The 22,050-nt window shown below is 56.6% G+C and carries 23 protein-coding genes; 9 read left to right on the top strand and 14 right to left on the bottom strand.

What is annotated here, in order from left to right; translation table 11 throughout:
- Positions 1 to 69: 69 nt before the first annotated feature.
- Both LVY71_RS06655 and LVY71_RS06650 read left to right on the top strand, forming a co-directional pair.
- Positions 70 to 870, top strand: a complete 801-nt coding sequence (locus tag LVY71_RS06655; protein ID WP_235099019.1) for a CbbQ/NirQ/NorQ/GpvN family protein — start codon at positions 70 to 72, stop codon at positions 868 to 870.
- Positions 867 to 3,188, top strand: a complete 2,322-nt coding sequence (locus LVY71_RS06650) for a nitric oxide reductase activation protein NorD (RefSeq protein WP_235099018.1) — start codon at positions 867 to 869, stop codon at positions 3,186 to 3,188. The genes LVY71_RS06655 and LVY71_RS06650 overlap by 4 nt, the downstream gene beginning before the upstream one ends.
- Positions 3,189 to 3,262: 74 nt before the next feature.
- Here the strand turns inward: LVY71_RS06650 and LVY71_RS06645 are convergent, their stop codons facing one another.
- The 7 genes from LVY71_RS06645 to LVY71_RS06615 all read right to left on the bottom strand — a co-directional run bounded on the left by LVY71_RS06645 (position 3,263) and on the right by LVY71_RS06615 (position 8,176).
- Entirely contained in the window at positions 3,263 to 4,300 is a 1,038-nt protein-coding gene (locus tag LVY71_RS06645) for an aliphatic amidase (protein WP_235099017.1), read from the bottom strand.
- 165 nt (positions 4,301 to 4,465) lie between these two features.
- Positions 4,466 to 5,074 carry an ANTAR domain-containing response regulator gene (locus tag LVY71_RS06640; RefSeq protein WP_235099016.1) on the bottom strand — a complete coding sequence of 203 codons (609 nt, stop codon included), beginning with the start codon at positions 5,072 to 5,074 and terminating at the stop codon, positions 4,466 to 4,468.
- Positions 5,075 to 5,095: 21 nt separating this feature from the next.
- The gene (locus LVY71_RS06635) at positions 5,096 to 6,253 is read right to left on the bottom strand and encodes a transporter substrate-binding domain-containing protein (protein ID WP_235099015.1); all 1,158 of its coding nucleotides are present in this window, start codon (positions 6,251 to 6,253) and stop codon (positions 5,096 to 5,098) included.
- A gap of 231 nt (positions 6,254 to 6,484) precedes the next feature.
- Complete coding sequence (locus tag LVY71_RS06630; RefSeq protein ID WP_235099014.1) at positions 6,485 to 6,745, bottom strand: invasion associated locus B family protein; 261 nt, start codon at positions 6,743 to 6,745, stop codon at positions 6,485 to 6,487.
- Positions 6,746 to 6,774: 29 nt separating this feature from the next.
- Positions 6,775 to 7,215, bottom strand: coding sequence for an autotransporter outer membrane beta-barrel domain-containing protein (locus tag LVY71_RS06625; RefSeq protein ID WP_235100033.1), 441 nt, complete (start codon positions 7,213 to 7,215; stop codon positions 6,775 to 6,777).
- Positions 7,158 to 7,634, bottom strand: a complete 477-nt coding sequence (locus tag LVY71_RS06620; RefSeq protein WP_235099013.1) for a hypothetical protein — start codon at positions 7,632 to 7,634, stop codon at positions 7,158 to 7,160. The genes LVY71_RS06625 and LVY71_RS06620 overlap by 58 nt, the downstream gene beginning before the upstream one ends.
- Positions 7,631 to 8,176 (bottom strand): hypothetical protein, encoded by a 546-nt coding sequence (locus LVY71_RS06615; protein WP_235099012.1) that lies wholly within the window; start codon positions 8,174 to 8,176, stop codon positions 7,631 to 7,633. Before LVY71_RS06615 ends, LVY71_RS06620 begins: the two co-directional genes overlap by 4 nt.
- Positions 8,177 to 8,592: 416 nt before the next feature.
- Here LVY71_RS06615 and LVY71_RS06610 point away from each other — a divergent pair, with 416 nt between their 5' ends.
- Both LVY71_RS06610 and LVY71_RS06605 read left to right on the top strand, forming a co-directional pair.
- Complete coding sequence (locus LVY71_RS06610) at positions 8,593 to 9,018, top strand: c-type cytochrome (RefSeq protein ID WP_502797535.1); 426 nt, start codon at positions 8,593 to 8,595, stop codon at positions 9,016 to 9,018.
- Between the two features lie 64 nt (positions 9,019 to 9,082).
- On the top strand, positions 9,083 to 9,328 hold the full coding sequence (locus LVY71_RS06605; RefSeq protein WP_235099011.1) for a hypothetical protein: 246 nt from the start codon (positions 9,083 to 9,085) through the stop codon (positions 9,326 to 9,328).
- Between the two features lie 88 nt (positions 9,329 to 9,416).
- Here LVY71_RS06605 and LVY71_RS22805 read toward each other — a convergent pair whose 3' ends face one another.
- The 7 genes from LVY71_RS22805 to LVY71_RS06570 form a co-directional block, all read right to left on the bottom strand.
- A complete protein-coding gene (locus LVY71_RS22805) occupies positions 9,417 to 9,704 on the bottom strand; it encodes a universal stress protein (protein WP_235099010.1) in 288 nt (95 codons plus the stop codon).
- Between the two features lie 54 nt (positions 9,705 to 9,758).
- Positions 9,759 to 10,235 carry a hypothetical protein gene (locus LVY71_RS06595; RefSeq protein WP_235099009.1) on the bottom strand — a complete coding sequence of 159 codons (477 nt, stop codon included), beginning with the start codon at positions 10,233 to 10,235 and terminating at the stop codon, positions 9,759 to 9,761.
- Between the two features lie 116 nt (positions 10,236 to 10,351).
- Positions 10,352 to 10,807, bottom strand: a complete 456-nt coding sequence (locus LVY71_RS06590) for a baeRF12 domain-containing protein (protein ID WP_235099008.1) — start codon at positions 10,805 to 10,807, stop codon at positions 10,352 to 10,354.
- A 360-nt stretch (positions 10,808 to 11,167) separates the two neighbouring features.
- Positions 11,168 to 12,493 (bottom strand): UDP-glucose dehydrogenase family protein, encoded by a 1,326-nt coding sequence (locus LVY71_RS06585; protein ID WP_235099007.1) that lies wholly within the window; start codon positions 12,491 to 12,493, stop codon positions 11,168 to 11,170.
- Positions 12,494 to 12,571: 78 nt separating this feature from the next.
- Positions 12,572 to 13,363: an FkbM family methyltransferase gene (locus LVY71_RS06580; protein ID WP_235099006.1), complete on the bottom strand. Its 792-nt coding sequence runs from the start codon at positions 13,361 to 13,363 to the stop codon at positions 12,572 to 12,574.
- Between the two features lie 54 nt (positions 13,364 to 13,417).
- The gene (locus LVY71_RS06575; protein ID WP_235100031.1) at positions 13,418 to 14,851 is read right to left on the bottom strand and encodes a mannose-1-phosphate guanylyltransferase/mannose-6-phosphate isomerase; all 1,434 of its coding nucleotides are present in this window, start codon (positions 14,849 to 14,851) and stop codon (positions 13,418 to 13,420) included.
- Positions 14,852 to 14,912: 61 nt separating this feature from the next.
- Entirely contained in the window at positions 14,913 to 15,683 is a 771-nt protein-coding gene (locus LVY71_RS06570) for a sugar transferase (RefSeq protein WP_235099005.1), read from the bottom strand.
- Positions 15,684 to 16,174: 491 nt separating this feature from the next.
- On the opposite strand from LVY71_RS06570, the gene LVY71_RS06565 reads away from it, so the two are divergent.
- The 5 genes from LVY71_RS06565 to LVY71_RS06545 all read left to right on the top strand — a co-directional run bounded on the left by LVY71_RS06565 (position 16,175) and on the right by LVY71_RS06545 (position 22,050).
- Complete coding sequence (locus LVY71_RS06565) at positions 16,175 to 16,393, top strand: hypothetical protein (RefSeq protein WP_235099004.1); 219 nt, start codon at positions 16,175 to 16,177, stop codon at positions 16,391 to 16,393.
- A gap of 72 nt (positions 16,394 to 16,465) precedes the next feature.
- Positions 16,466 to 17,209 (top strand): metallophosphoesterase family protein, encoded by a 744-nt coding sequence (locus LVY71_RS06560; protein ID WP_235099003.1) that lies wholly within the window; start codon positions 16,466 to 16,468, stop codon positions 17,207 to 17,209.
- 212 nt (positions 17,210 to 17,421) lie between these two features.
- A complete protein-coding gene (locus LVY71_RS06555; RefSeq protein ID WP_235099002.1) occupies positions 17,422 to 18,000 on the top strand; it encodes a polysaccharide biosynthesis/export family protein in 579 nt (192 codons plus the stop codon).
- Positions 18,001 to 18,314: 314 nt separating this feature from the next.
- A complete protein-coding gene (locus LVY71_RS06550) occupies positions 18,315 to 19,757 on the top strand; it encodes an outer membrane beta-barrel protein (RefSeq protein ID WP_235099001.1) in 1,443 nt (480 codons plus the stop codon).
- Positions 19,738 to 22,050: a GumC family protein gene (locus LVY71_RS06545; protein WP_235099000.1), complete on the top strand. Its 2,313-nt coding sequence runs from the start codon at positions 19,738 to 19,740 to the stop codon at positions 22,048 to 22,050. The genes LVY71_RS06550 and LVY71_RS06545 overlap by 20 nt, the downstream gene beginning before the upstream one ends.

The following is a 22,050-nucleotide window of genomic DNA, read 5'->3' as shown; positions in this document are numbered from 1 at the left end:
GACTATTGTTTCGTTGCAGCAGACTGTTGTGGAGATTGGCGCCCAGCGAGGCGATCCGCGGAGACACGCATGAAGCTCGATGCCTATTGCATCGCCACCGAGCCTTACTATCAGGCCGTCGCTGATGAGATTGCGATCTTTGAGGCCGCCTACAGCCAGCGATTGCCCGTGATGTTGAAAGGGCCGACGGGATGCGGAAAAACCCGCTTCGTCGAACATATGGCGTGGCGTCTTGGCAAACCGCTGGTGACAGTCGCGGCCCACGAAGACATGACCGCCTCCGATCTTGCGGGCCGCTATCTTCTCGAACCGCAGGGCACGGTCTGGCATGATGGCCCGTTGACCCAGGCTGTCCGCTACGGTGCCATCTGCTATCTCGATGAGATCGTCGAAGCGCGGCAGGATACCACTGTGGTCATCCATCCGTTGACTGACGCGCGGCGCATTCTTCCGCTGGAAAAGCATAACGAGATCGTTGCTGCCCATCCCGATTTCCAGCTCACGATTTCCTACAATCCCGGATACCAAAGCGCGGTAAAGGATCTCAAGGAATCCACCAAGCAGCGGTTCCTCGCCATCGACTTCTCATATCCCTCACCCGAGATCGAGGCCACAATCGTGGCGCGCGAAGCCGGCACCGACAGCGCACTGGCGTTCACACTGGTGGCGATTGGCGAGCGCTCACGCAATCTTCAGGGTCATGGCTTGGACGAAGGCGCTTCGACTCGCATGCTGATTCATGCCGGACGCCTGGTTGCCGCAGGCCTTCCCCTCGAAGCGGCGATCAGATCGAGCATTGTGCTGCCTATTACGGATAATTCTGACATTCGCGCGGCCCTCAGTGCGGCAATCGAGGCCTGTCTTCCGTGACCGCGACCGCCGCCAGCGCCCGACGATCAATCGGCGCGGCATCCACTGGCGCGAAAGAGCAGCTACAAAGTTTGATGCAGCAGCGCGAAACCTTGAGGCCGCCTTTTAACTCCGCGTTGAACGATCTCGCTGCACGATTCGACGCCGATGACCTTGAAGAATGGGCATTGGGCGTCCTCAGACTCGCCCATGTCAACGTGGGTCCGACCTGCCTGCTCGGCTTCTGGAACGCCAGCAAGAGCCAGCCATCACAATATGGCATCGCGCCTCTTGTGACAGCGGCTGCTACAACCGCCGACGTTTGCCGCCATGCCGGCGGCCATGCGGCAGCGGCAACCATCAGCGCCTTCGTTATTGCTCGTAACCTGGTCGGGTTCGGCACCGACCTGTCGCGCTGGTGGCGGACGATGGAGCGCCTCGCGCGCGAGGCCCCCGAGTCCGTCGAAGCCGCCGCCACACATATGGGAACGACCCTTCCTGCCGGCGACATCGCCGCCTTCGAAAATTTCGTCGCCGCCGGATTGAAAGTTGCAGGTGGGAATAGGCAAAGACGACTGTCATTCTTCAGCCTTGAGGATGAATTCGCGCGACGCCTTGTCGCGCGATCATCGACCGGCCTCGGCTTCGCCGACGTCGAGCGGGAGATCAAGGCCTTTGCGACAGCCCTGTGGGGCCAGCCACCATTGCTTCGAGCCATGGCACCATCGACAGACCCATCCAGCCAGCGCCGGTCCACTCTCAGCGGACCACTGATCCAGTTGCCGGAATTCTATCGCGGTATTCAGGGGGACGCAGCCCGCACCTTATACCGGGCCGCCACGGCGCATGCGCAGGCTCACCTTGTCTACGGCGGCGCCCGTTTTCCCTTGGGGAGCCTGAAGCCGCTTCAGGTGGCGCTTGTCTCGCTGATCGAGGACGCCCGCGTCGAGAGGCTTGCGATGCGCGAACTCCCTGGCCTGCGCCGGCTGTGGTCGCAGTACCATGTCGCGCTTCCATCGGGCGTTGCGACCGCGCCCACCCTGCTGGCGCGTCTTGCACGGTCCCTCTTCGATCCGTCCTACAGCGACGACGATGGCTTTGTGAGCAAGGGCCGCCGCCTGTTCGAAGGCGCAGCGCCCCGCATGGCAGATCCGGCAATCAGCCGGGAAATCGGCATGCTGCTGGGTAACGACCTCGGGCAGATGCGCGTGCAGTTCAACGCCAAAACCTATGTCACCGAACCCATCTACCGGGATGATGGCATGGGTTTGTGGGATTTTGGCGAGAACGCCAGCCCGCCGGAAGAAACCCTAGATATCGCCACTGAGGCCGCACGTGTTGAGCCAAAGAACGATCCCGATGGGGATAAACCGGACAACAATCCGACGGCCGATGATGGTGACATGGGTCGGGCCCGACCGATCGTACAGGACGAACGCGGTATCGTCATCGCCAAGTATCCGGAATGGGATCGCATCCACGGGATGGAGCGGCCTGAATGGACCACTGTCCGCGAAGTACCCGCGCCGCGGGGCGATTCACGTTCGGTCGATGCCGCGCTGGATCGAGCCGAAGTCCTGCGAAATCGAGTCAGGCAGCTCATTCGTGGGGTGCGGGTTGGCCGCACAATTCGCCTGAAGCGACAATTCGACGGCCACGATCTCGATGTCGATGCGATGAACGACGCAGGTATCGCGCTGCGCATGAAGCAGGAGCCGGATCCTCGCATTTTCCGCTCTTCAACATCGAAACATCGCGATCTTGCGGTCCTGCTGCTGATCGACATTTCAGAATCAACGCGAGACCGTTTGTCCTCGGGTGCAACGATCCTCGACGTCGAACGCATTGCGGTCGCCTTGCTGTCCGAAGCCATGAATGTGCTAGGCGACCCATTCTGCCTCCTCGCCTTCGCATCCAACGGACGCGACGACGTGCAGATGACAACCGTCAAGACCTTTGAACAGGGTTATGACCGGGATTGCGTCAGGCGGCTTGCGGGCCTGTCGTCGGGCCTCTCAACACGGCTCGGTACCGCTCTGCGTCACGCCGGTGAGACGATCAGCCGCGTGCGCAGTTACCGGAAGCTCGTCATCGTGCTCACCGATGGCGAACCCTCGGACATCGATGTCACAGATTCGCAAGATCTCATCGAAGATGCGCGCCGAGCCGCAGCAGGTCTCAAGGGGCGCGGCATCGATGGTTTCGGCGTGGTGCTCAATCAGAGGGAAATGGGCGCCGCAGCGCGAATCTTCGGACGCGGAAATACGATGCTGGTTCATCGTGTTGAGGATCTGCCGGGACGCCTGTCTGAACTCTACTTCCGGCTTGCGCGACGCTAGTGGTGCTTTCAAAGACGCACGGGATAACAGCGCAAGCGCTGCTATCCCGTGACGTAAAACATCAGAGACCGGCTCTAACGATGAGTGGTCGCCTTGTTGGGGATACCCTCGATCGGACATTCCTCGACGCCGATCGTCGTTCGCGTGAATGACTCCACCATCTCGCGGGTACCTTCCGGGTCCGCAATCCATTTGGCGTAGAAATCGTATGGACATGCGGCGACACCCTTGTCTCCTTCGCCCGAATTAATCACGCCCGTATAGCCGCGATGGACGAGCTTGAAGAGATGGTTGTTCGATTGTCCGGTCTTACGCGCATCGCGGATCAGCGACTTAGAAAGCTGAGCGTACTGAATGCCATATTCTTCCTCGCCGCATTCGCCGAGTGTCCGCCCATCGAAGCCGACAATGGCCGAGTGACCGAAGTAGGAATAGACGCCATCGAAGCCCGCCGCATTCGCAACGGCGACGTAGACGTTATTGGCCCACGCCATCGCCTTGGCCATGACGACCTGCTGATCCTTTGCTGGGTACATGTAACCCTGGCAACGAACGATAAGTTCGGCGCCCTTCATCGCACAGTCGCGCCAGATTTCCGGATAGTTGCCGTCGTCGCAGATAATCAGCGATATCTTCAGGCCTTTCGGCCCGTCCGAGACATAGGTGCAGTTGCCGGGATACCAGCCTTCGATAGGCACCCATGGCATAATCTTCCGATATTTTTGCACCACTTCACCCTTGTCGTTCATCAGGATGAGCGTGTTGTACGGGGCCTTGTTGGGATGCTCTTCATGCCGCTCACCCGTGAGCGAGAAAACACCCCATACCTTCGCCTTGCGGCAGGCTTCCGCGAAGATTTCCGTTTCATCGCCGGGAATGACGGAGGCGGTGTCGTACATCTCCTTGGAGTCGTACATGATGCCGTGCGTAGAATATTCCGGGAAGATCACAAGGTCCATTCCCGGAAGGCCTTTCTTCATGCCAACCAGCATATCGGCAATTTTCCTGGCATTGGCCAGAACTTCCGCCTTGGTATGAAGGCTCGGCATCTTGTAATTCACGACTGCGACACCGACCGTGTCGTTACTCGACGAAATATCACCGTGATGCATATCGCTCTCCTGATGGACGATTCCGTCCGTGCCAGTTCAAGGTCCTAAAACGCAAAAAAGCCCGACAGATCCTCACGGATCTCTCGGGCTACATAGCCAATGCCAAACCAGCGTCACTGGTGGTCCGGCGACATCGCAACTGTTTAGGTGCGATCAGGCCTCAAGCTAAACATCTTTTAGCCGGTACTGCAACAATTCGTTGGCATGAATGATGGCAGAAGCCATTTCATCCATCGACAAGCGCTTGGCCATTGCCTGACGGCGAATGCTCTCATACGCATCGATCTCGTTCAGACCCTGGCCATCCATCAGAATAGATTTGGCTTTCTGGATTCGCTGAATGCCGGTCAGCTTGCGTTGCAGCTTAGCGATTTGCTTTTCCATCGTCCGCTTTTGCAGCCACAAGCTGCGCGCGATCGTAAGGTTTGTCAGCAACCCAAACGGGCGTATCGGACGCTCAATCACGCCAACCGCACCGGATTCCAGGACCAGTTGAAGCGTGGACGGGTCCTCATAGCTGACAATCGCGATCAGGGTCGGGCGCGGTCCATCCCCTGATTTCAGCAATTGATGAATCTGGTCGCGAACGTCGTGCTCGATAGCAAGCAACATCACATCGCATCCGCCGGGCCACTCCGCAGGCACCGGCCACTGCGTCTCGACCATGCAGCCGATCCGGCGAAGGTGCTCAACGAGACTGAGGCGCTCGTTGTCCGGCGCATGAACGACCTGGACACGCAGACCTCGAAGATCGCGGAGAATTTGGATCGCCACCTGTGCTCCTGCGTCCGTGCGTTAGCGGCTAACTGACAGGACGTCGTCAGCCGACCAGTCATCCAGGCTCTGCACGACACAATAGGGATCTGGTTTAATTCTTACTCCGGGATTCCAGACCACCTGAAATTTAGCATTCTGGTCCAGCCGTGCGATTCGCGACCAGAGATAGGCATGGTTGTTTTCCGGATCGATCTTGATCCGGCCCTGAGGCGCGTCAAACTCCGAATCCCTGACTTCGGCAACGATGCGATCGGGATCGTCCGAGCCGCAACGGGCCAGCGCACGCATCGCGAGATAGGTCTGGAAATAGGCAGCTTCGGCAGCGGCCGGGACCGGAGCATCGGGGCCGTACTTGTTCTTGTAGCTTTGGACAAAGAGCCGCGCAGCTGGCGTCGTGAGCGTCTCAAAAAATGGTGCGGCCGTAATGTGGCCCTCGGCAGCCTCACGACTCATTCCAGCGACTTCCGCTTCACTTGTCGTCAGGCTCGCGATCGGCATACGCGCCGGATCGAATCCGGCGGCCCGGTAGGCTTCGTAAAACGTCGCGGTGCTGCTGCCGACTACGGTCGAAAAAATCACATCGGGTGACGTTTTCTTGATGCGCTTGATGACCTTGTCGAAGTCCGCCTCGTTAGCCTGAAGCGGAACGTAGAGTTCGTCGAGAATTTCACCCCGTCCCTGCATGACGAAATCCGTCATGAGTCGGTTGGACTCATAGGGATAGATATAGTTCGACCCGACCAGCAAAAAGCGGTTTCCAAAGGTCGAAAGCAGGTAGCGGGCTAACTGGAGAGAATTCTGGTTTGGAGCTGCGCCGGAATATATGCATCGGCGCGAATACTCGAAGCCCTCGTAAAGCGTGGGATAGAAAAGCAGACCGCGGTGGCTTTCCACGACCGGCAGAACTGCCTTGCGTGCGCTCGACATATAACAGCCCATCAGCAGGCGAATGCGATCCGTTACGAAGAGATGTTCAGCCAGCGCGCGAAATTTCTTCTCGTCGGAGGCCGGATCGTAAATCACGGGCTCGACCATGCGATTGAGCACGCCCCCTGCGGCGTTAATCTCATCGATCGCAAGAAGGGTGGCATTAAGCTGCGACTGTTCGATTGCCGATGTTACGCCGGTCTGGGAAAATAGCACGCCGACGCGCCAGTTACCGTTATCTTTCGTCATCGTCCCGTCGGTTCGCAGTGCGGATGGAGCCTCGACGGACCTTACGACAGCCGAGCCATATTACAAGCCAATCTTCAACAGAGGTCTCGCGATGGCCCATGCTGAAGTACACCGTCGGCAGCCAACGAAGCGCAGCCTGATAGGGTTATTCGCAAGGTATAGGGAGACGCCCGATGTTCTCAGGACGTTGGACGACAAAGGGCTGAGAGCGCAGATACAGTATGCGATAGTCTAGTTTATCTTGTCGCATCCGTCAGCGAAGCCGGAAAGCAAGAAAGCAAGATTGACATTCTCTTTATTCAGCTTCTGAAAAATAATGGAAAGGCGCTTTACGGACTTCATTGATCCGAGCAGTTCGGACGAAACTGTGGTTGCTGCGTAACACCCCTTCAGATCACAGGTCTGAATCGCCAGCGCCTGGAGCTTGCCATCATCGATCTGGAAATTCACCCCTCCCGGAAGAAACAGTCCCACTGGAAGCTGAATCATCATCACAGGCTGACGCGTGTCAGGAGGCAACTTCACATTGACGGACGCCACCAAGCCGCGCGCACGTAGGGTGCCCAAGTCACGCCGTTAGTAAGCGCGAGCTTGCTGTCGAGTTGCAGACCAAGCGATGACGGCAGGGACGTAATCGACTGCGATTGGTATGACAATCCGAGAATTCCGACCGGTCCACCATAAGCCGGCCCTTCCGTATAGCCGCACTGCCAAGTCCTCGCGAACTGGATGGCGCCAAATGGTGTCAGCGCGACATCCCCGAACGCCTGCCGCCATCCCAGTTCGATGCGTCCGTTAAGCTGGTCGCTCGCAAATCGCCCCGAAACATATTCGATAGGAAGCCCGGCGGCGCTGATTCCGCGAGTCATGCGGTTATCAAAGCGACCATAGCCAAGGCTACCGCTTAGATAGAGCGCGCCTTCGCGAACGGCGCCATACACGCCCGGATGCCCTCCCTCAATCCGGCCACTGGTTGAACGGTCGGGTACGGAATAGGTCGAACTGCTGCCGCCGCACTAAATCCGAAGACAGCAGTGTCGCCAAGCTGCCGCTCGACGCCGAAGCCGCCGCCGGCCACACCAATGCCTACCGGCGCTGCGACACCGAAGCTTCCGGCTGTGCCACCGTTGCCGCCACCACCGCCGATGCTTTGCGCAAAAATGCCAAGAGCAACCGCGCCGTTCGTGCGAATTGCTCCATAGTTGTCGATCGTAATCGCGCCGCCGTTCCCTGACGATGCACCGTTACCGCCGACCGACAACGAAAGCCCCACGCTCCCCGACACGGCATTGCCGCCGCCGCCGCCACCGACGCTCTGTGCGTAGATGCCGTAAGCCATATCGCCGGATGTTGTGATCGATCCGGTCGCAGAGTTCGTCACGGAAACCGCGCCGATCCACTGCCACCGAGCGACACCAGACCGCCCGAACTGCCGCCGCCCCCATCACCACCGCCACGGCCATTACCCGCGATATACGCGTCACCACCGGTACCGCCGTTGCCGCCGCGCGAAGTAACCACGATACCTGCGGCGTTGGCTGTGACGAATGCCCCGGAGTTTCCTCCCGAAGGGTTTGCGCCAGGCTGCGAGTAGGTGAGATTGAGATTGTTGGCACCGTTGCCATCATCGCCGGGCTCGGTGCCGATTCCAACGCCGCCGTCGCGGCCGTTGCTGCCATCGTCGGCCCGGGCCGTCAGACTTAAACCTGACACGCCACCGGAGGGCGTGACATTTGTCGTCAGCGAGTTGACGTTGAGTGTCGTGACCGAGTTGCCGTCATAGCCGACGCCACCAGAAATATCGCCCGTGCAGTTGACCTCACCATCGCAGGCCGCGGACGCAGGCAGGACTGAGACGCACAGACAGGCACAGCCCAAAAAGACCGCCAGCAGCCCTCGTGCCGATCCGCCCCCAAAATCCACGGTGTCCCCAACGTCAAATGACGTCCCTGTACCGACCGGTTCCGCAGCCGTCTGATTCAACAATGTTTTTGCACTTTTGCGGGAGACCTGTCGTCTCACTCCGCGCAAGGAGGGAAGATTTCTGGCCTGTTCATTCGAAGGGGCGGGACGCAGGTTTTAGACGGAGGGAAGTAGTCACAATCGATTGTTCAAACAAAGCCAAAGCGCCAAATGCGGCTGCACCGCGTTGGGTTTACACATTCAAGCTACTGAAATCGAACAAATCGATTATCGGGCACAGCGCTTAAAAGGACGCGCCCTTGAATGTGGGCGCATGCTCATTTCAAGCCGCCATTTGAGATCAAAGAAGGACGCTTCCACTATGGATGCAGGTCCACTACTACTGCGATGCTGGATACCGGTGGCGGTCTCCATCGATGACCAAAGCAGAACGGATGGACATGAAGAAGAACCGCGTGATCAACGGGATGAAGGATATTCTGATGAACACGAAAAGCCGCTCAACAGGGGCTCATATACGCAAAATTTCTTCAATTCTTTTTTCGATGTTTATCATATCAAACATCAATGCTAGCCCGTCATTCGCTGACACAATAAGCGTTCAGCGCGGCAAAGCTTTTGCAAAAGCCAATTGTTCGCAGTGTCATTCGATCGATGGATTTTCCAAAAGCCGTCGGGCTGCTGCACCACCGTTTCGGACCTTGCACGAGCGATACCCTGTCGAAACGCTGGAGGACGCACTCGGCGAGGGATTATCAACGGGCCACCCACGGATGCCGGAATTTCGGCTGGACCCCAGTCAAGTCGGCGATTTCATCAGCTTTCTAAAATCGCTCGAATAGATCTTTCTCCCCGTCATCCTCCCTACTTCCGAATGATCTTGTGCTGAGGAATATCCTCCCCTTCATGCCGTATCCGTTTCGGCAAAAGCGGGCGTCGGTCCAGATTTTCGAGGCACTCTCTGGCAACGGATTCGGTGAATTGTGCTGGATTAATCCAGCTTGGAACCGCTCAATCTTCAAAGGCAGGCGGGCCCTGCCTTTCGTCAGACTCTGTACGTTCGACCGACTCGTTTTCCTGCAAGGGGACGTCCCGCTCGACATCAACCTGCTCGTTTTCAACCGAGCCGGGCGCTTCGTCCGTCTGTTCTGACGGAGTGTGTCTCTTGGCAGGAGGGGAAATGCTTTCAGAAAATTTTCTGGGACCTGACTGTCGCATTTGCCCTCGCAAACTCGTCATTTCAATGGGACATCAGACAGCAAATCGGACTCGATGCCAGCAAATCACGAGTCATCCCGCCAAATACCCATTCATTAAATCGGCTGTGACCGTAAGCGCCCGTCACCAGCAGATCGGCTCCTTCGTCCTCAGCCAATCCGATGATCTGGTCCGCACTTGATCGATGGGCTTGCATTTCAATCCGAAATTCCGCCTTTATTCGGTGCTGCGCAAGGTAGCGAACGACATCTTCGACATGATGACGCTCGGTGTCCATCTGGTCTTTCTCGCATATCTCTATGATGGTCACACGCTTTGCCTCGTGGAGAAACGGCAATGCGTCCCGAATAGCTCTTCGCGCCTCTCACGTGTCCTTCCAACCGATCGCTACGTGGTCAGCAGAAAATGATTTGATCGCGGCTGGCACCACCAGAAAGGGACGACCGGCTCCCAGAATAGCCGCACCCACATCGACAGTCCGATAGATGTCCCCCAACTTTCCTTTCTCGATCACGATCAAATCAGCGCATCGCGCTTCGCCAACCAGCGCCTGCGTGGGAAATTCGATGGCTGACCGCCATTCGGCCTGCTGATCAATCCCGGCGGCGGACTGGAACTTGCTTCCCGCCTCCGCAAGATTGGCTTTTATCTTTACGATATCGAACTCCGTCGCATTGTCGACGATCACGACACCTTCGGCCACAAACGGCGGCACGATCGCAACAGCCGATAACCCGACCAGCTTGGCCGCGAACTTGTTCGCCACGCCCGCTGCGACGCTGACCAGTGGTTTCGATATCTGATCGATATCGACCCAGACCATCACCGTTGCATAGGACATAGCGGACTCCCTGCTTGGCGATTGCATTAGGTCCACGTCTTGGCGCGGCTCATCTTGACCCAGATCAAATCCCCTATTCGATGTGACAACAGTGACTTGGGAGGTCGTCCGTCCGTTCAGGCTTCAGATTCGCTCGTAAGGTGCTTTTCGATTTCCCAAACCGGATGCTTGGTGAGATCCTTGTTTATCTCGGCAACAATGCAAACCTTCACATCAGAATGGAACGCATCTCGTAATTCAGCCAGCGTTTTCGGCGGCGCTACCACGACGAGGGCCTTCGCCTTGCTCGTACGGACCAGTTGTTCCATGGCTGTCGCGACGGTCCGAGCGAACCGGTGCTCTTCGAAGTCATGCCAATCGGTCGCGTCAACAGCGCTTTTGCGACCGGCTAGGGCAGCCTCGCTTACCCGTCCCGGCCTATCGCTACCTTGCTGGCGAGTCGGCGGATTTTCCGCCTCAAACACGCTCTCGGTTTTGAGATTTGGAAATTTCGCGTCGCCATCATTTCGCAAAAACAGGGCTTTCCGGCCGTCACCCACAAACACCAAGGCATCATGCGGAATTTTAAACATGTCAGACACTCCTCAGGATGAACGGCGCTCAAGTATCCAAGCATGATCGAGATGCATTCATCGCCGACCTTTATATGATGGCAGGTTAGCGATATTCTGCCGCCCGGGGCTTGATCAGCATCAAGCATCGCCCAAGCCGGCATCCGATGCGGTGCCCAGTCGCTCCAAATCTCGCGGCTAGGTTGGCCATGTCCAGCAGGCTGGCATGCGGATGCGGATGCGATTGGATTTCGAACAAGGAAATCGCCGCATCGCGGCGATTTTCACCTTAATCTCTGGGGGAAATTAGCAGGTAGCCTTGATGAATTACGAACAAGTTCATCTATCTACAGTAGCGCGACAAATCCATCGAGTGCAGATCTAGTAAGCCACAGGCTGTGGCTGTCCAACCCCGCAATACAGAAACCCGTTTCGCGAGACTTCATCCGATGAATAGATATTCCGCAGATCCACGATGACCGGAGTAGCCATAATCGTGGCCATTTTCTTGAGATCAAGCGCGCGGAACTGTTCCCACTCGGTCACGATAACAAGTGCATGAGCGCCTGTCGCGCAAATATAGGCATCATCTGAAAAACTCACGTTTTCCAGAACCAACTTGGCCTGCTCCATGCCGACCGGATCAAATGCACGCACGATCGCGCCCATATCCTGCAGTGCAGTGATGAGCGGAATCGAAGGAGCATCGCGCATGTCATCGGTATTTGGCTTGAAAGTCACGCCCAGCACCGCCACTGTCTTGCCGCGCAAGTTACCGTTGCCACCGAACGCATTTGCCACTTTTCGCGCCATTGCGCGCTTGCGCTGATCGTTTACGGCCACAACCGTCTCGATAATGCGCAGCGGCGCTTCATTATCCTGTCCGGTCTTGATCAGCGCCAGCGTATCTTTCGGAAAACACGATCCACCATATCCTGGTCCGGCGTGCAGGAATTTCGCTCCTATGCGGTTGTCCAGACCGATTCCGCGTGCAACTTCCTGCACATTGGCTCCAACTTTCTCGGCGAGATCCGCGATCTCGTTAATGAAGGCAATCTTCGTTGCCAGAAAAGAGTTCGCGGCGTACTTCGTCAGCTCTGCCGTGCGACGGTCGGTATACACAATCGGCGGCGCATTGAGATAAAGTGGCCGGTACACTTCAGCCATGACTTCTCGTGCACGCGCATCATCGGTGCCGATAACAATCCGATCGGGATGCTTGAAATCGCGTATCGCGGCTCCCTCGCGCAGGAATTCCGGATTCGAGACAACCGCGAACTGTGCCTGGGGATTTTCATCGCGGATAATGCGCTCAACTTCATCTCCGGTGCCCACCGGCACAGTCGATTTTGTTACAAGAACCGTGAAGCCGGACAGCGAGACCGCAATCTCGCGAGCCGCAGCATAGACAAAAGAAAGATCGGCATGGCCGTCGCCGCGCCGGGACGGCGTTCCAACCGCGATGAAGACCACATCCGCATTGCCAACCCCCGTTTTCATCTCGTCAGTAAAGGTTAGGCGATCCTGCTTTACATTATTGGCAACAAGTTCGGAGAGGCCTGGCTCATAGATCGGAATTTCACCCCGGCCCAGCGCGGTGACTTTCTCCCTGTCATTATCGATGCAAACGACGTCGTGTCCAAAATCCGCAAAGCATGCTCCCGATACCAATCCCACATACCCTGCTCCAACCATGGCAATTCGCATCGACGATCCTGTCTTATAAAGCCGGCCTTACGGTGCTGTCGCACCATGGATGTTGCAAAGGAGAATTCTGAAAGTTCTCTAGCTGCTTAGGATGGTCTTTCCGTCCCGGTGCTGCGGAAAGAAGAAAAAATTATTGACGTAGGCTTGACCATTCTTTCTCCCGCCGTTCGGCAGAAGTGAACTTGCATCCTGGAAAATATCCGGATCGAACTGGTCGACGGATACGATATCTCCGTCTTCTATAAAAAATCCGCTGTAGCTCCTCCTTCGGAAAAACTCGAAAACTGATTCGGTGGCAGCCTTACGATGCCGGTCTTCCGCCTCGACAAGAAAGACGGGCTGACTCCGCTCCAGAAGTCCCACCGCGCCATTCAAAACACTTAGCTCGTGTCCTTCCACGTCGATCTTCACAAAAGCAACGTCTTCCCGAATAACCGTGTCGAGACGAGCCAAAGACACATGCAGCGCGAAACATGACTTCGCGGAAACCGCCACTTGCGGTTCGAGCGAAGCCAGGCCATGCACCGCTCCCTGGTCACCTTGGGGAATCAACAAGTCCGCCTCCCCTTCCCGATCGGACAGGGCGATTTCGTGCACTTCCACGTTTGCCGCCGAAGTATGCCGAAGGATATCTGCCATCTGTCGTGAAGGCTCAAATGCATGCACATGCCTTGAGAGTCGCGCCAGCTCGCGGGTATAGAGGCCGCAGTTTGCGCCAACATCGACGGTGACAGCATCGTCTGGCACGATCTTGTCCAGAAGCGATAGCTCGATCTCCGCGGACTTCGGCCGATGCATCAAATGCCAGCGTAGCCAAAGAGACGGAAACGCCTCTTTTAATACATTCTTTGCTTGTCTTACTGCATTCATCGCGGTTGCCCTCGTATTGTGGTGGCTTAGGAAGGACAGTCTGGCCTGCCCCGTTCAAACCCGATGATAAATATCCTCGACCCGAACGATATCGTCCTCGCCGAGATAGGGACCCGACTGCACCTCGATCAGGTTGAGCGGCACCTTCCCGGGATTCTCCAGCCGATGCATGCAGCCAAGCGGGACGAAAATCGACTCATTCTCGCGGAGAAGAATTTCCTCGTCATCGCGAGTGACAATGGCAGTTCCGTTGACGACCACCCAATGTTCAGCGCGGTGATAGTGTTTCTGAAGCGACAGCTTGGCGCCTGGATTGACGGTGATGCGCTTGACCTGAAAGCGGTCTCCAGCGTGGATCGACTGATAATATCCCCACGGCCGATGGACCGACTGGGTTTGAGTCGCGGAACGGTGACCGTTCGCTTTCAATCGGCCGACGAGTTTGGCGACGTCCTGATCCCGTTGCTTTGAAGCGACGAGAACCACATCCGGTGTCGCCGTAATGATGAGATCCTCGACACCGAGCGCAGCAACCAGAGGTCCTTCACCGCGAACATAGCATCCGCTGGCGTCTTCCGTGACAACATCCCCAACCACCACATTGCCGTCAGCATCCTTGTCCCCCCTCTCCCACAATGCAGACCAGCTACCAACATCGCTCCAGTCAAAGTTCGCTGGAACCACCGCGGCCAAGCTTGTCTTCTCCATCACCGCATAGTCGAGCGACACGGAGGGACAGGTGCTGAAAGCGCTATCTTCAAGGCGCAGGAAATCGAGGTCCCGGGTAGCGCCTGCCAGCGCTGCCCTGCATGCGGCCAGCACGTCCGGAGCAAGTCGCGCCAGTTCCTCTATGAGCAACCGGGCCGGCAGCAGAAAGATTCCACTGTTCCAGAGGTGGTCATTTGTCGCGAGAAGCCGCTCGGCGGCAGCAGGATTTGGCTTCTCGACAAAACCGGCAACATCATAAACGCCCGATGTGGCGCCAAGCTGATTTCCGGATCGAATATAGCCGAAGCCAGTGGTGGGTGCCGTCGGACGCAACCCAAAAAGTACGAATCGGCCGCCCATCGCGGCTGTCATTCCAAGGGTCACAGCGTCGCGGAACGCCGACGCATCGGGAACCCAATGATCCACCGGCATCGCGAGAATGACCGCGTCGGGATCGGCTTCGCTGGCGACAAGCGCCGCAATGGCGATCGCTGGCGCAGTATTTCTTCCGAAAGGCTCGAGCACCATGGTTGAATCCACAGCGCCAACTGCTCGCAATTGCTCAGCAATCGCAAAACGATGTTCCACACTCGCGACCACGATTGCACGATCGAAAATGGATGGATCGGCGACCCGCTGGGCGGTCTGTTGCAACAGTGTCCTTTCACCCAGAAGCGAAAGAAGCTGTTTCGGATATGTCTCGCGCGACAGCGGCCATAGCCGCGATCCCGTTCCACCTGACAACAGAACAGGAATAATACGACTTTGTTGCTTCGTCATCTTCATCGCCCCCATTCAGATACAGAAATAAGAGAGTCAATCGCAGCAAAATAGATCAGGCCTAGAATCCGCTACCCGACAAAAACTCCCGCTGGATCGTACGTACGATGATCTTGACGTCCATCCGAAGCGACCACTTCTCGATATAGTCGAGATCATAATCGACACGCGCGATTGCCAACCGGGGTTCAACCGTACTGCCTCTGCAGCCACTCACCTGAGCAAGGCCAGTAATCCCCGGTCGTACAATGTGCCGCTGGAAATAGTATGGAACCAGATCCTCATAGAGTGTGTTCGCAGCAAGCATGCCGGGAACGTGCGGCCGCGGTCCGACCAGCGACATATCGCCTTTGACGACATTGATAAGCTGGGGAATTTCGTCGAGGCTCGTACTTCGCAGAATTCGTCCAATCGGCGTTATTCTGGAATCACCCAGCACGGTCTGTTTGACGCCGGCTGCATCACCGAGCTCAGTTCGCATCGAGCGAAACTTGTATATCTTGAAGAGCTTGTTGCGATAACCATAGCGATACTGCCGAAAAAAGATCGGCCCTCGCGAGGTCGACTTGATCGCAATCGCAATGACAATAAACATCGGCGCGAAGAACAGAAGCGCCAGGCTCGCTGCCGTCGCATCGAACAATCGTTTGCTGAGAGCGGAGGCTGATTCACCGCGCGAGACGCGCTTCAAAGCGCGAAGGTTATAAGCACCGTAGTTGCGGTAGGGGCTCGTGCCGGCATATTCGACGGGCCGAACGGATATAAAGCGCGGCCCCACCCAGAGAGGGGACGAGTTGTCCTGGACAAAGCGGGCTGTGATTGTGGATGCCATTGCTCATACTTTCAGCTCAGTGCCGACGCCGTAGAAATGGAACTCATCGCTCATGGGCTTTGCACCTTCTGCAGTGAAGCCTCGGCTCTCGCGAATGCGAACCGAGCGCCGCAGAAGCGAACGCGCTCCCATTAATTAAAGCTTTCGTAAAGTTTTGTACGAAATGGGGCAGCAAAACGAAAAGTTTGCATCGACGATGCTCGCGGCTTGCGCGCCGAATTCTTGCACCGCGAAAATTTATCGCGTTGCGAAGTGCTTAGATGAACTGCCGATTTCTTACGCTGCGGTCTCGTCGCCACAGCCATGCACAATCAGATACGTGGCGACCAGAAAAATTGGAGTCGATTATCGAATCGAACGAGCGCATTGTTTGTTTGGCGCAATGATCCGCACATCACGCCGATATTTTTCGCTAGCTCGTTCACCAAATACTAAAAGACCGACCTTAGACTTTCTAAAGAACGCATCTGTCCGCTCATCGCGAACCGCAAATGATTGTCCAGCTTCAGAAGATTAAGGCAACAGCTGACAGCGACCGGCTTATGTCGCAAGCGCCCGCTGCGGAACAGCCAATGCGTACCCATCCCGTCAATATTTCTGCGCTGCCTCCCCCGCCGGAGACGAATCGTCGCCTGCGCAATTGGCTCATTCTCGCCAACATCGCAGCTTGGATTACTATTGTTGCCCTCGTTCGGCTGATCTTCTTCTAAATTTCCCATCGACTCGACGTATCGCCACGGTCATTTGACCGCGGAACTCTTTCATGGCGAAACTCGCGGGCAATGCCATTTGGTTCCACTCATCATCCACGAACGAACGCGGCGTCGCTGCCTGCGAATACACGCATCTATGCCGTCGGAGATATCCATGGCAGGAGCGACCTCCTCTCTGAAACCATCGATCGCATCGAAGACGATCTTCGCCGCCGACCCATTCAGCACGCGCGCGAAGTCTACCTAGGTGATTATGTTGACCGCGGCCCCGATTCGAAAGGCGTGATCGATCAACTCGCAGTTCGCTTGGTTCAGCGAAGCGCAGTTTGCCTTCGCGGTAATCATGAGGCCGTTCTTGAATCGTTTCTGCGGGACGATCCTCACACCTTTCATAGCTGGGCACAGCTCGGCGCGCTGCACACGCTCGCTTCTTATGGTGTTTCTCTGCGATCCGGAACCATTACCAAATCACCGCTCGAACTTCAGAAATCACTGCGTCATGCTCTCCCGCGCACGCATGACTTGTTTCTTCAATGTTTGACCAACACTTTCAGTTGCGGAGATTTTCTGTTTGTCCATGCAGGGATACGACCTGGCCTTCCGATCCTGGAACAAAATTCCGAAGATCTGCTTTGGATTCGCGACGAGTTCCTGAACTCGACGATCGATCACGGCAAGATCATCGTGCATGGTCACACTCCGGTCGACCACCCTCAGATTTTCAACAATCGCATCAATATCGACACCGGCGCATGGTTCAGCGGTGTTCTCACATGCATCGCGATCGAAGGCTCAACAGTCCTCGTGCTATGACATTTGTCATCTTGCACAATCTGTTTGCGAATGATCGCGTGCGCCAATCGACGTTCCGGAACCCGCTTCGAGAGCATCGGAACAATTTCTCACATTTTTTTGCCTTTTTTGCCCGACTATCATCGCGATCATCACACAAAGTTGGTCGAGCGATCCAATTTGCTCTGTCCGACTATGATGCTTGATGTCGAGCGGGGTGAGTTATGTCAAAAATGCCGATCTACATCGGGAGCGCACTTCTCGTTGCAACGATGATTGCTTACGGTGGCCGCATGCAGTTGAGCACGGCGGCCAGTGCTCAACAAAAGTATTCTCCGCCTGCGCCAAGTTCCGGAACTTACGTTCTGGGCCCCACAGATCGCGTGCGAGTGAAGGTTTATGGAGAGCCCGACGTTGCCGGGGAATATGAAGTGGATGCAGGAGGCTACGTGTCGGTGCCTCTCGCCGGCCGCATCAAAGCCGCAGGATTGACGACGCGGCAACTCGAACGATCGATCGCAGCCGCATTATCGAAAGGAATCGTGCGCGATCCACGCGTGAATGTCGAAATTGCTCTCTATCGCCCATTCTACATTCTCGGAGAGGTGAAAAAGAGCGGAGAGTATCCCTATCGTGTGGGCATGACCGTGCTTGACGCCATCGCGAGTGCTGGCGGATTCACCTATCGCGCCAATGAGAACAAGGTCTATCTAAGGAGGTCAGGAAGCACGGTAGAAGAGATTTATCCGCTCGATGCGCCAGTGCTCATTTTTCCCGGAGACAATATCCGAATACCCGAACGCTATTTCTAGAGCACCTCTTTATTGTATCTGAAGGCTGATACGGCATTCGATCATACATCGTTCGTCGAAGAAGGCTATGCGGTCATAGTCTCGTCTCTTTGCGATGCAAACTTTTTTCGCGATGCAGAACCAATGTTTGGACCGAGCGTTGATGCGCACGATTCCTCTTTCGACAGAGAAGGCGGGTCGTAAGGCGTTGATGAGAAAACTAATTCCACGCTGGCAACTTCGTGGGCACGCCGCGATGATTTTCTGAGCGACGCACAACGGCATGACCATCGCTGCCTTCTCTCGATACGATTGCTTACCGCAAGAGACACTGGATGAAGAGTACTTTTGCGTTGATAGCGTTGAACAATGTCGGAATGCGTCAACGCTCCGTATGTTCGAACTCGCGAGCAGATCGCGATGGACTGAAAATTGCACGCTTGAAGATCGTCCAGTGGCCGGCAACCGCGCTCGTGCTCGGTCTCGCGTCGCCATCAAACGCGCAGGTGATCCCGTCAACAACCGAGATTCTAACTACGCCATGGAACGCGCAGCGAATCTTCGAACCGTCTTCGCTGCCGGATATGAGCGACCAGGACGAGCGCAATGAAATTCCGCCCGAGGATATGCCGGTGAAGAAGCGACAGCAGCCCGGATACGAACCCGTCGGAATTCGCGCGGGCTCATGGATGTTCAATCCATCTCTAATATCGGGCGCGCTTTTCGACAGCAACGTGTTCTCCTCGAACACCACCAAACGCGCGGACATTGCCGCCGTATTCGAACCCTCGTTGCGGGCACATACGTTGTGGGAGCGGCACGGCCTCGATCTGAAGCTGGCTGCACAATCCACCTCATATAAAGAGAACTCGAGCCTTGATCAGACCAATGCCAGCCTGAAAGGCAACGGGTGGTTCGATATCGCGCATGATCTTGCCGTACTCACAAACTTTCAGATTGCCCATCTGAACGAGGGGGTCGGAACCCTGAGTTCGCCGGTCAACGCAATCTCGCCCACGCCTTACGATCTGTTCTCCGGCGACCTTACCATCCGAAAGGAATTCAATCGCTTTTCCAGCTCTGTGGGCATACGCGTTGATTCCTATGACTACGGCCAGACGCGCGCGCAGGATGGTTCAATCATCAATCAGAACAGCCGTGACGGTCAGATCTATTCGCTTCATGGCCGTGTCGACTACGCATTTTCACCGGTACTGGGATGGTTTGCAGGCGTAGAAGGTAATCAGCGAAACATACGGGGCGTTCCCGGTCAGACGCTGGATTCGCAAGGTTATCGCGCGCTCTCAGGTTTCACCATCGGCCTCACCAATCTTGTCAGCGGTGAGTTTGGCGCGGGCTATGTCCAGCAGCGGTTCGATGATCTTTCGATCGGAACCATCGAGGGGCCATCCTATAGGGCCATGCTGACATGGCGTCCAACCCGCCTGCTGGATGTTCATTTCAAGGCCGAACAGATCGTCACGGAGACCTCGGATACCAGTTCCACGGGCGTACTGGCAAACGCGCTGCAACTCGGGCTGGACTACGAACTTCGCCGCAACGTCATCATCTCTTTGGCGGGCGGGTATGAAAACGACAGCTTCTTTGGGCAGCAGCGCGAGGACAAAGTTACAACCTCCGATGCACGCATCAAGTATTTGATCAATCGATACGGCGCCGTCTCTCTCTTCCATCGGTATACCGAGCGCAACAGCAATATTCCCGCCTTCAGCTTCGACAAACATCAGGTAGGAATAAATGTTACAGCGCAATTCTGACTACGACTATCAAGTGCCGGAAGCGCCGAACGGGCCGGCTGCTGGAAAATGGCAGCCGCCAACGGTTGATCTGCTGGAAATGGCGCGCATTCTGCGAAGGCGCTGGAAAGTCGTTGCCGCAGCCCCCTTGGCGCTGATCGCGCTCGCGCTGATCTATGTCCTGGCCGTCCCTACTCTATATACCGCGACATCTACGGTTCTCGTCGACCCGCGGCGAGCCAATGTGGTCGACACCAGCCAGACGGTACTCTCGAATTTCGGAACCGATGACGCGACGATCGAAAGCCAGACCTTGTTGATCCAGTCGGTGGCGCTTCTGCAACGCGTGGTGGAACGCCTCAAGCTGACCACTGATCCGGAATTCATACCGACCCCCGGCCTTCTCGATCCGATCAAACGGTTGTTCAGCAGCCGCGGCTCATCCGATGGCGCGAGCCCCGAGGATGCTGCAAAGGCGCGATCGGTCGAAATCCTCCAGCGGCGAATGAAGGTAACGCGGCAGGGGACCACGTTCCTCGTCGACATTAATGTCAGTTCGGAAGAGCCGCGAAAGGCTGCGTTGATCGCAAATGCGATCGCCGACGGCTACTTCGAGGAACAGGTCCGCGCCAAATACGATGCGACGAGGATCGCAGCGAATTGGCTCAATAGCCAGATCGAAACATTGAAGTCACGCGTGGTGGCGTCGGAACAAGCCGTGCAGGATTTCCGGTCCTCGAACAACCTCGCGGTATCGCAGGGTGTTACCGTAAACGACCAGCAAATCACGGATCTCAATAACAAACTGATCGCCGCGCGCGTGCAGACAGCGGAAGCCCGCGCAAAATTCGATCAAGTCCAGGAACTGGCGAAGTCCGGCGGCGATCCGGGCGGCATTAATGCGGCCATCACATCGGACATGATCACCAAGCTGCGAACGCAGTACGCCGACATCGCGAAAAACGAAGCGGATCTCTCGAGCAAATACGGCCCACGCCACCCTCTGGTGGCCAACGTGCGCGCGCAGTTGCAGGACACCCAGCGCCTCATCAACGAGGAAATCCGCCGGATTCTGGACAGCACGCGGCACGACTATGATGTCGCACGCTCGCGGGAGGCGTCGCTCCAGCAGAGCCTCGACCAGCTTCAGGGCGTCTCCAGCCTGTCCGGCCAGGCACAGGTGCGACTACACGAACTGCAGCGGGAAGCAGAGGCCAACCGTACACTCTATGAATCCTATCTCGCGCGATACAAGGAGACATCCGCGCAGGAAAGTCTTGAAATGCCGGATTCTCGCGTGGTGACTCGCGCGAGCATCCCCATCAGGCCTTCGTCACCGAAGACCATGCTCATTTTGGGCCTCGCGCTAATGCTCGGCCTGGGCAGCGGAAGCATTCTCGGCTTTCTCTTCGATTATCTCGACCGCCGCATTAAAACGCTGGAACAAGCTGAAGCTATCTCTGGCGTGCCGGCGCTTGCAGCAGTCCCGCTGATCGGTATCCGCGAACTTGCCGCGCGGGCCAAGCGGGGACGGGAGGAGCTTGGCCGTTACGATCCAAGAACTGCGAGACTGTTGCCACCCCTGCTTCAGCCGCCATTGATGCGATACGCAATCGACGAGCCCGGCACGTTCTTTGCGGAAGCGATCCGCTCGGTTCGTCTCGCGCTTCAACGCACCATGCGGATACAACCGGTCAAGATTGTGCTGGTCACATCCGCGCTCGACAATGAGGGAAAAACAACACTTGCGGCCAACCTCGCGTTGTCGCTCGCCACGCTTGGCATCAAAACGCTTCTGATCGACGGCGATCTCCGCAATCCACAACTGACACGCGCAATCTGTCCCCATGCCGATGCCGGACTCCTCGAAGTCGCAACCGGCCAGACACCGCCGGAGCAGGCTATCCTTCTCGATCGCAGCTCCGGACTTTCCATTCTGCCGTCGCCGCCTGTGAAGAATACCGATGTCATCACGGAATTGATGTTCTCCGAGAGGATTGTCGACCTGCTCGATCATTTGCGCCAGCGTTATGAACTGATCATTATCGACTCACCACCTCTCGTTCCTCTGGTGGATGGCCGTGCGCTGGCTGAGCTTGCCGACAGCATTGTTCTCGCCCTGGCATGGGACCGCACTCCTCAGGAGGTCGTTTCACATACCATCAGCCTGCTGGCTCCAGTCCATAACCGGATTCTCGGCACCGTGTTGACATGTGTCGATCTCAGTCGCCTGCGATTCTACGACTATTATCGCAGTTCGGCTTACCTCAAGCCCTACGGCACTGCGGGACTCACTCCGGGAGCGGCGGAATGA

It is taken from the genome of Bradyrhizobium sp. G127 (genome assembly GCF_021502575.1).
In the GTDB taxonomy this organism is placed as follows: domain Bacteria; phylum Pseudomonadota; class Alphaproteobacteria; order Rhizobiales; family Xanthobacteraceae; genus Afipia.
This window is presented reverse-complemented; position numbering and strand designations above follow the sequence as displayed.

Bases quoted from the DNA above. Each gene is read 5' to 3' on its own strand.
- LVY71_RS06655 (WP_235099019.1), top strand. From the start codon at position 70: ATGAAGCTCGATGCCTATTGCATCGCCACCGAGCCTTACTATCAGGCC.
- LVY71_RS06645 (WP_235099017.1), bottom strand. From the start codon at position 4,300: ATGCATCACGGTGATATTTCGTCGAGTAACGACACGGTCGGTGTCGCA.
- LVY71_RS06635 (WP_235099015.1), bottom strand. From the start codon at position 6,253: ATGACGAAAGATAACGGTAACTGGCGCGTCGGCGTGCTATTTTCCCAG.
- LVY71_RS06630 (WP_235099014.1), bottom strand. From the start codon at position 6,745: ATGATGATTCAGCTTCCAGTGGGACTGTTTCTTCCGGGAGGGGTGAAT.
- LVY71_RS06610 (WP_502797535.1), top strand. From the start codon at position 8,593: ATGACCAAAGCAGAACGGATGGACATGAAGAAGAACCGCGTGATCAAC.
- LVY71_RS06605 (WP_235099011.1), top strand. From the start codon at position 9,083: ATGCCGTATCCGTTTCGGCAAAAGCGGGCGTCGGTCCAGATTTTCGAG.
- LVY71_RS06595 (WP_235099009.1), bottom strand. From the start codon at position 10,235: ATGTCCTATGCAACGGTGATGGTCTGGGTCGATATCGATCAGATATCG.
- LVY71_RS06590 (WP_235099008.1), bottom strand. From the start codon at position 10,807: ATGTTTAAAATTCCGCATGATGCCTTGGTGTTTGTGGGTGACGGCCGG.
- LVY71_RS06585 (WP_235099007.1), bottom strand. From the start codon at position 12,493: ATGCGAATTGCCATGGTTGGAGCAGGGTATGTGGGATTGGTATCGGGA.
- LVY71_RS06580 (WP_235099006.1), bottom strand. From the start codon at position 13,363: ATGAATGCAGTAAGACAAGCAAAGAATGTATTAAAAGAGGCGTTTCCG.
- LVY71_RS06575 (WP_235100031.1), bottom strand. From the start codon at position 14,851: ATGACGAAGCAACAAAGTCGTATTATTCCTGTTCTGTTGTCAGGTGGA.
- LVY71_RS06570 (WP_235099005.1), bottom strand. From the start codon at position 15,683: ATGGCATCCACAATCACAGCCCGCTTTGTCCAGGACAACTCGTCCCCT.
- LVY71_RS06565 (WP_235099004.1), top strand. From the start codon at position 16,175: ATGATTGTCCAGCTTCAGAAGATTAAGGCAACAGCTGACAGCGACCGG.
- LVY71_RS06560 (WP_235099003.1), top strand. From the start codon at position 16,466: ATGCCATTTGGTTCCACTCATCATCCACGAACGAACGCGGCGTCGCTG.
- LVY71_RS06555 (WP_235099002.1), top strand. From the start codon at position 17,422: ATGCCGATCTACATCGGGAGCGCACTTCTCGTTGCAACGATGATTGCT.
- LVY71_RS06550 (WP_235099001.1), top strand. From the start codon at position 18,315: ATGAAGAGTACTTTTGCGTTGATAGCGTTGAACAATGTCGGAATGCGT.
- LVY71_RS06545 (WP_235099000.1), top strand. From the start codon at position 19,738: ATGTTACAGCGCAATTCTGACTACGACTATCAAGTGCCGGAAGCGCCG.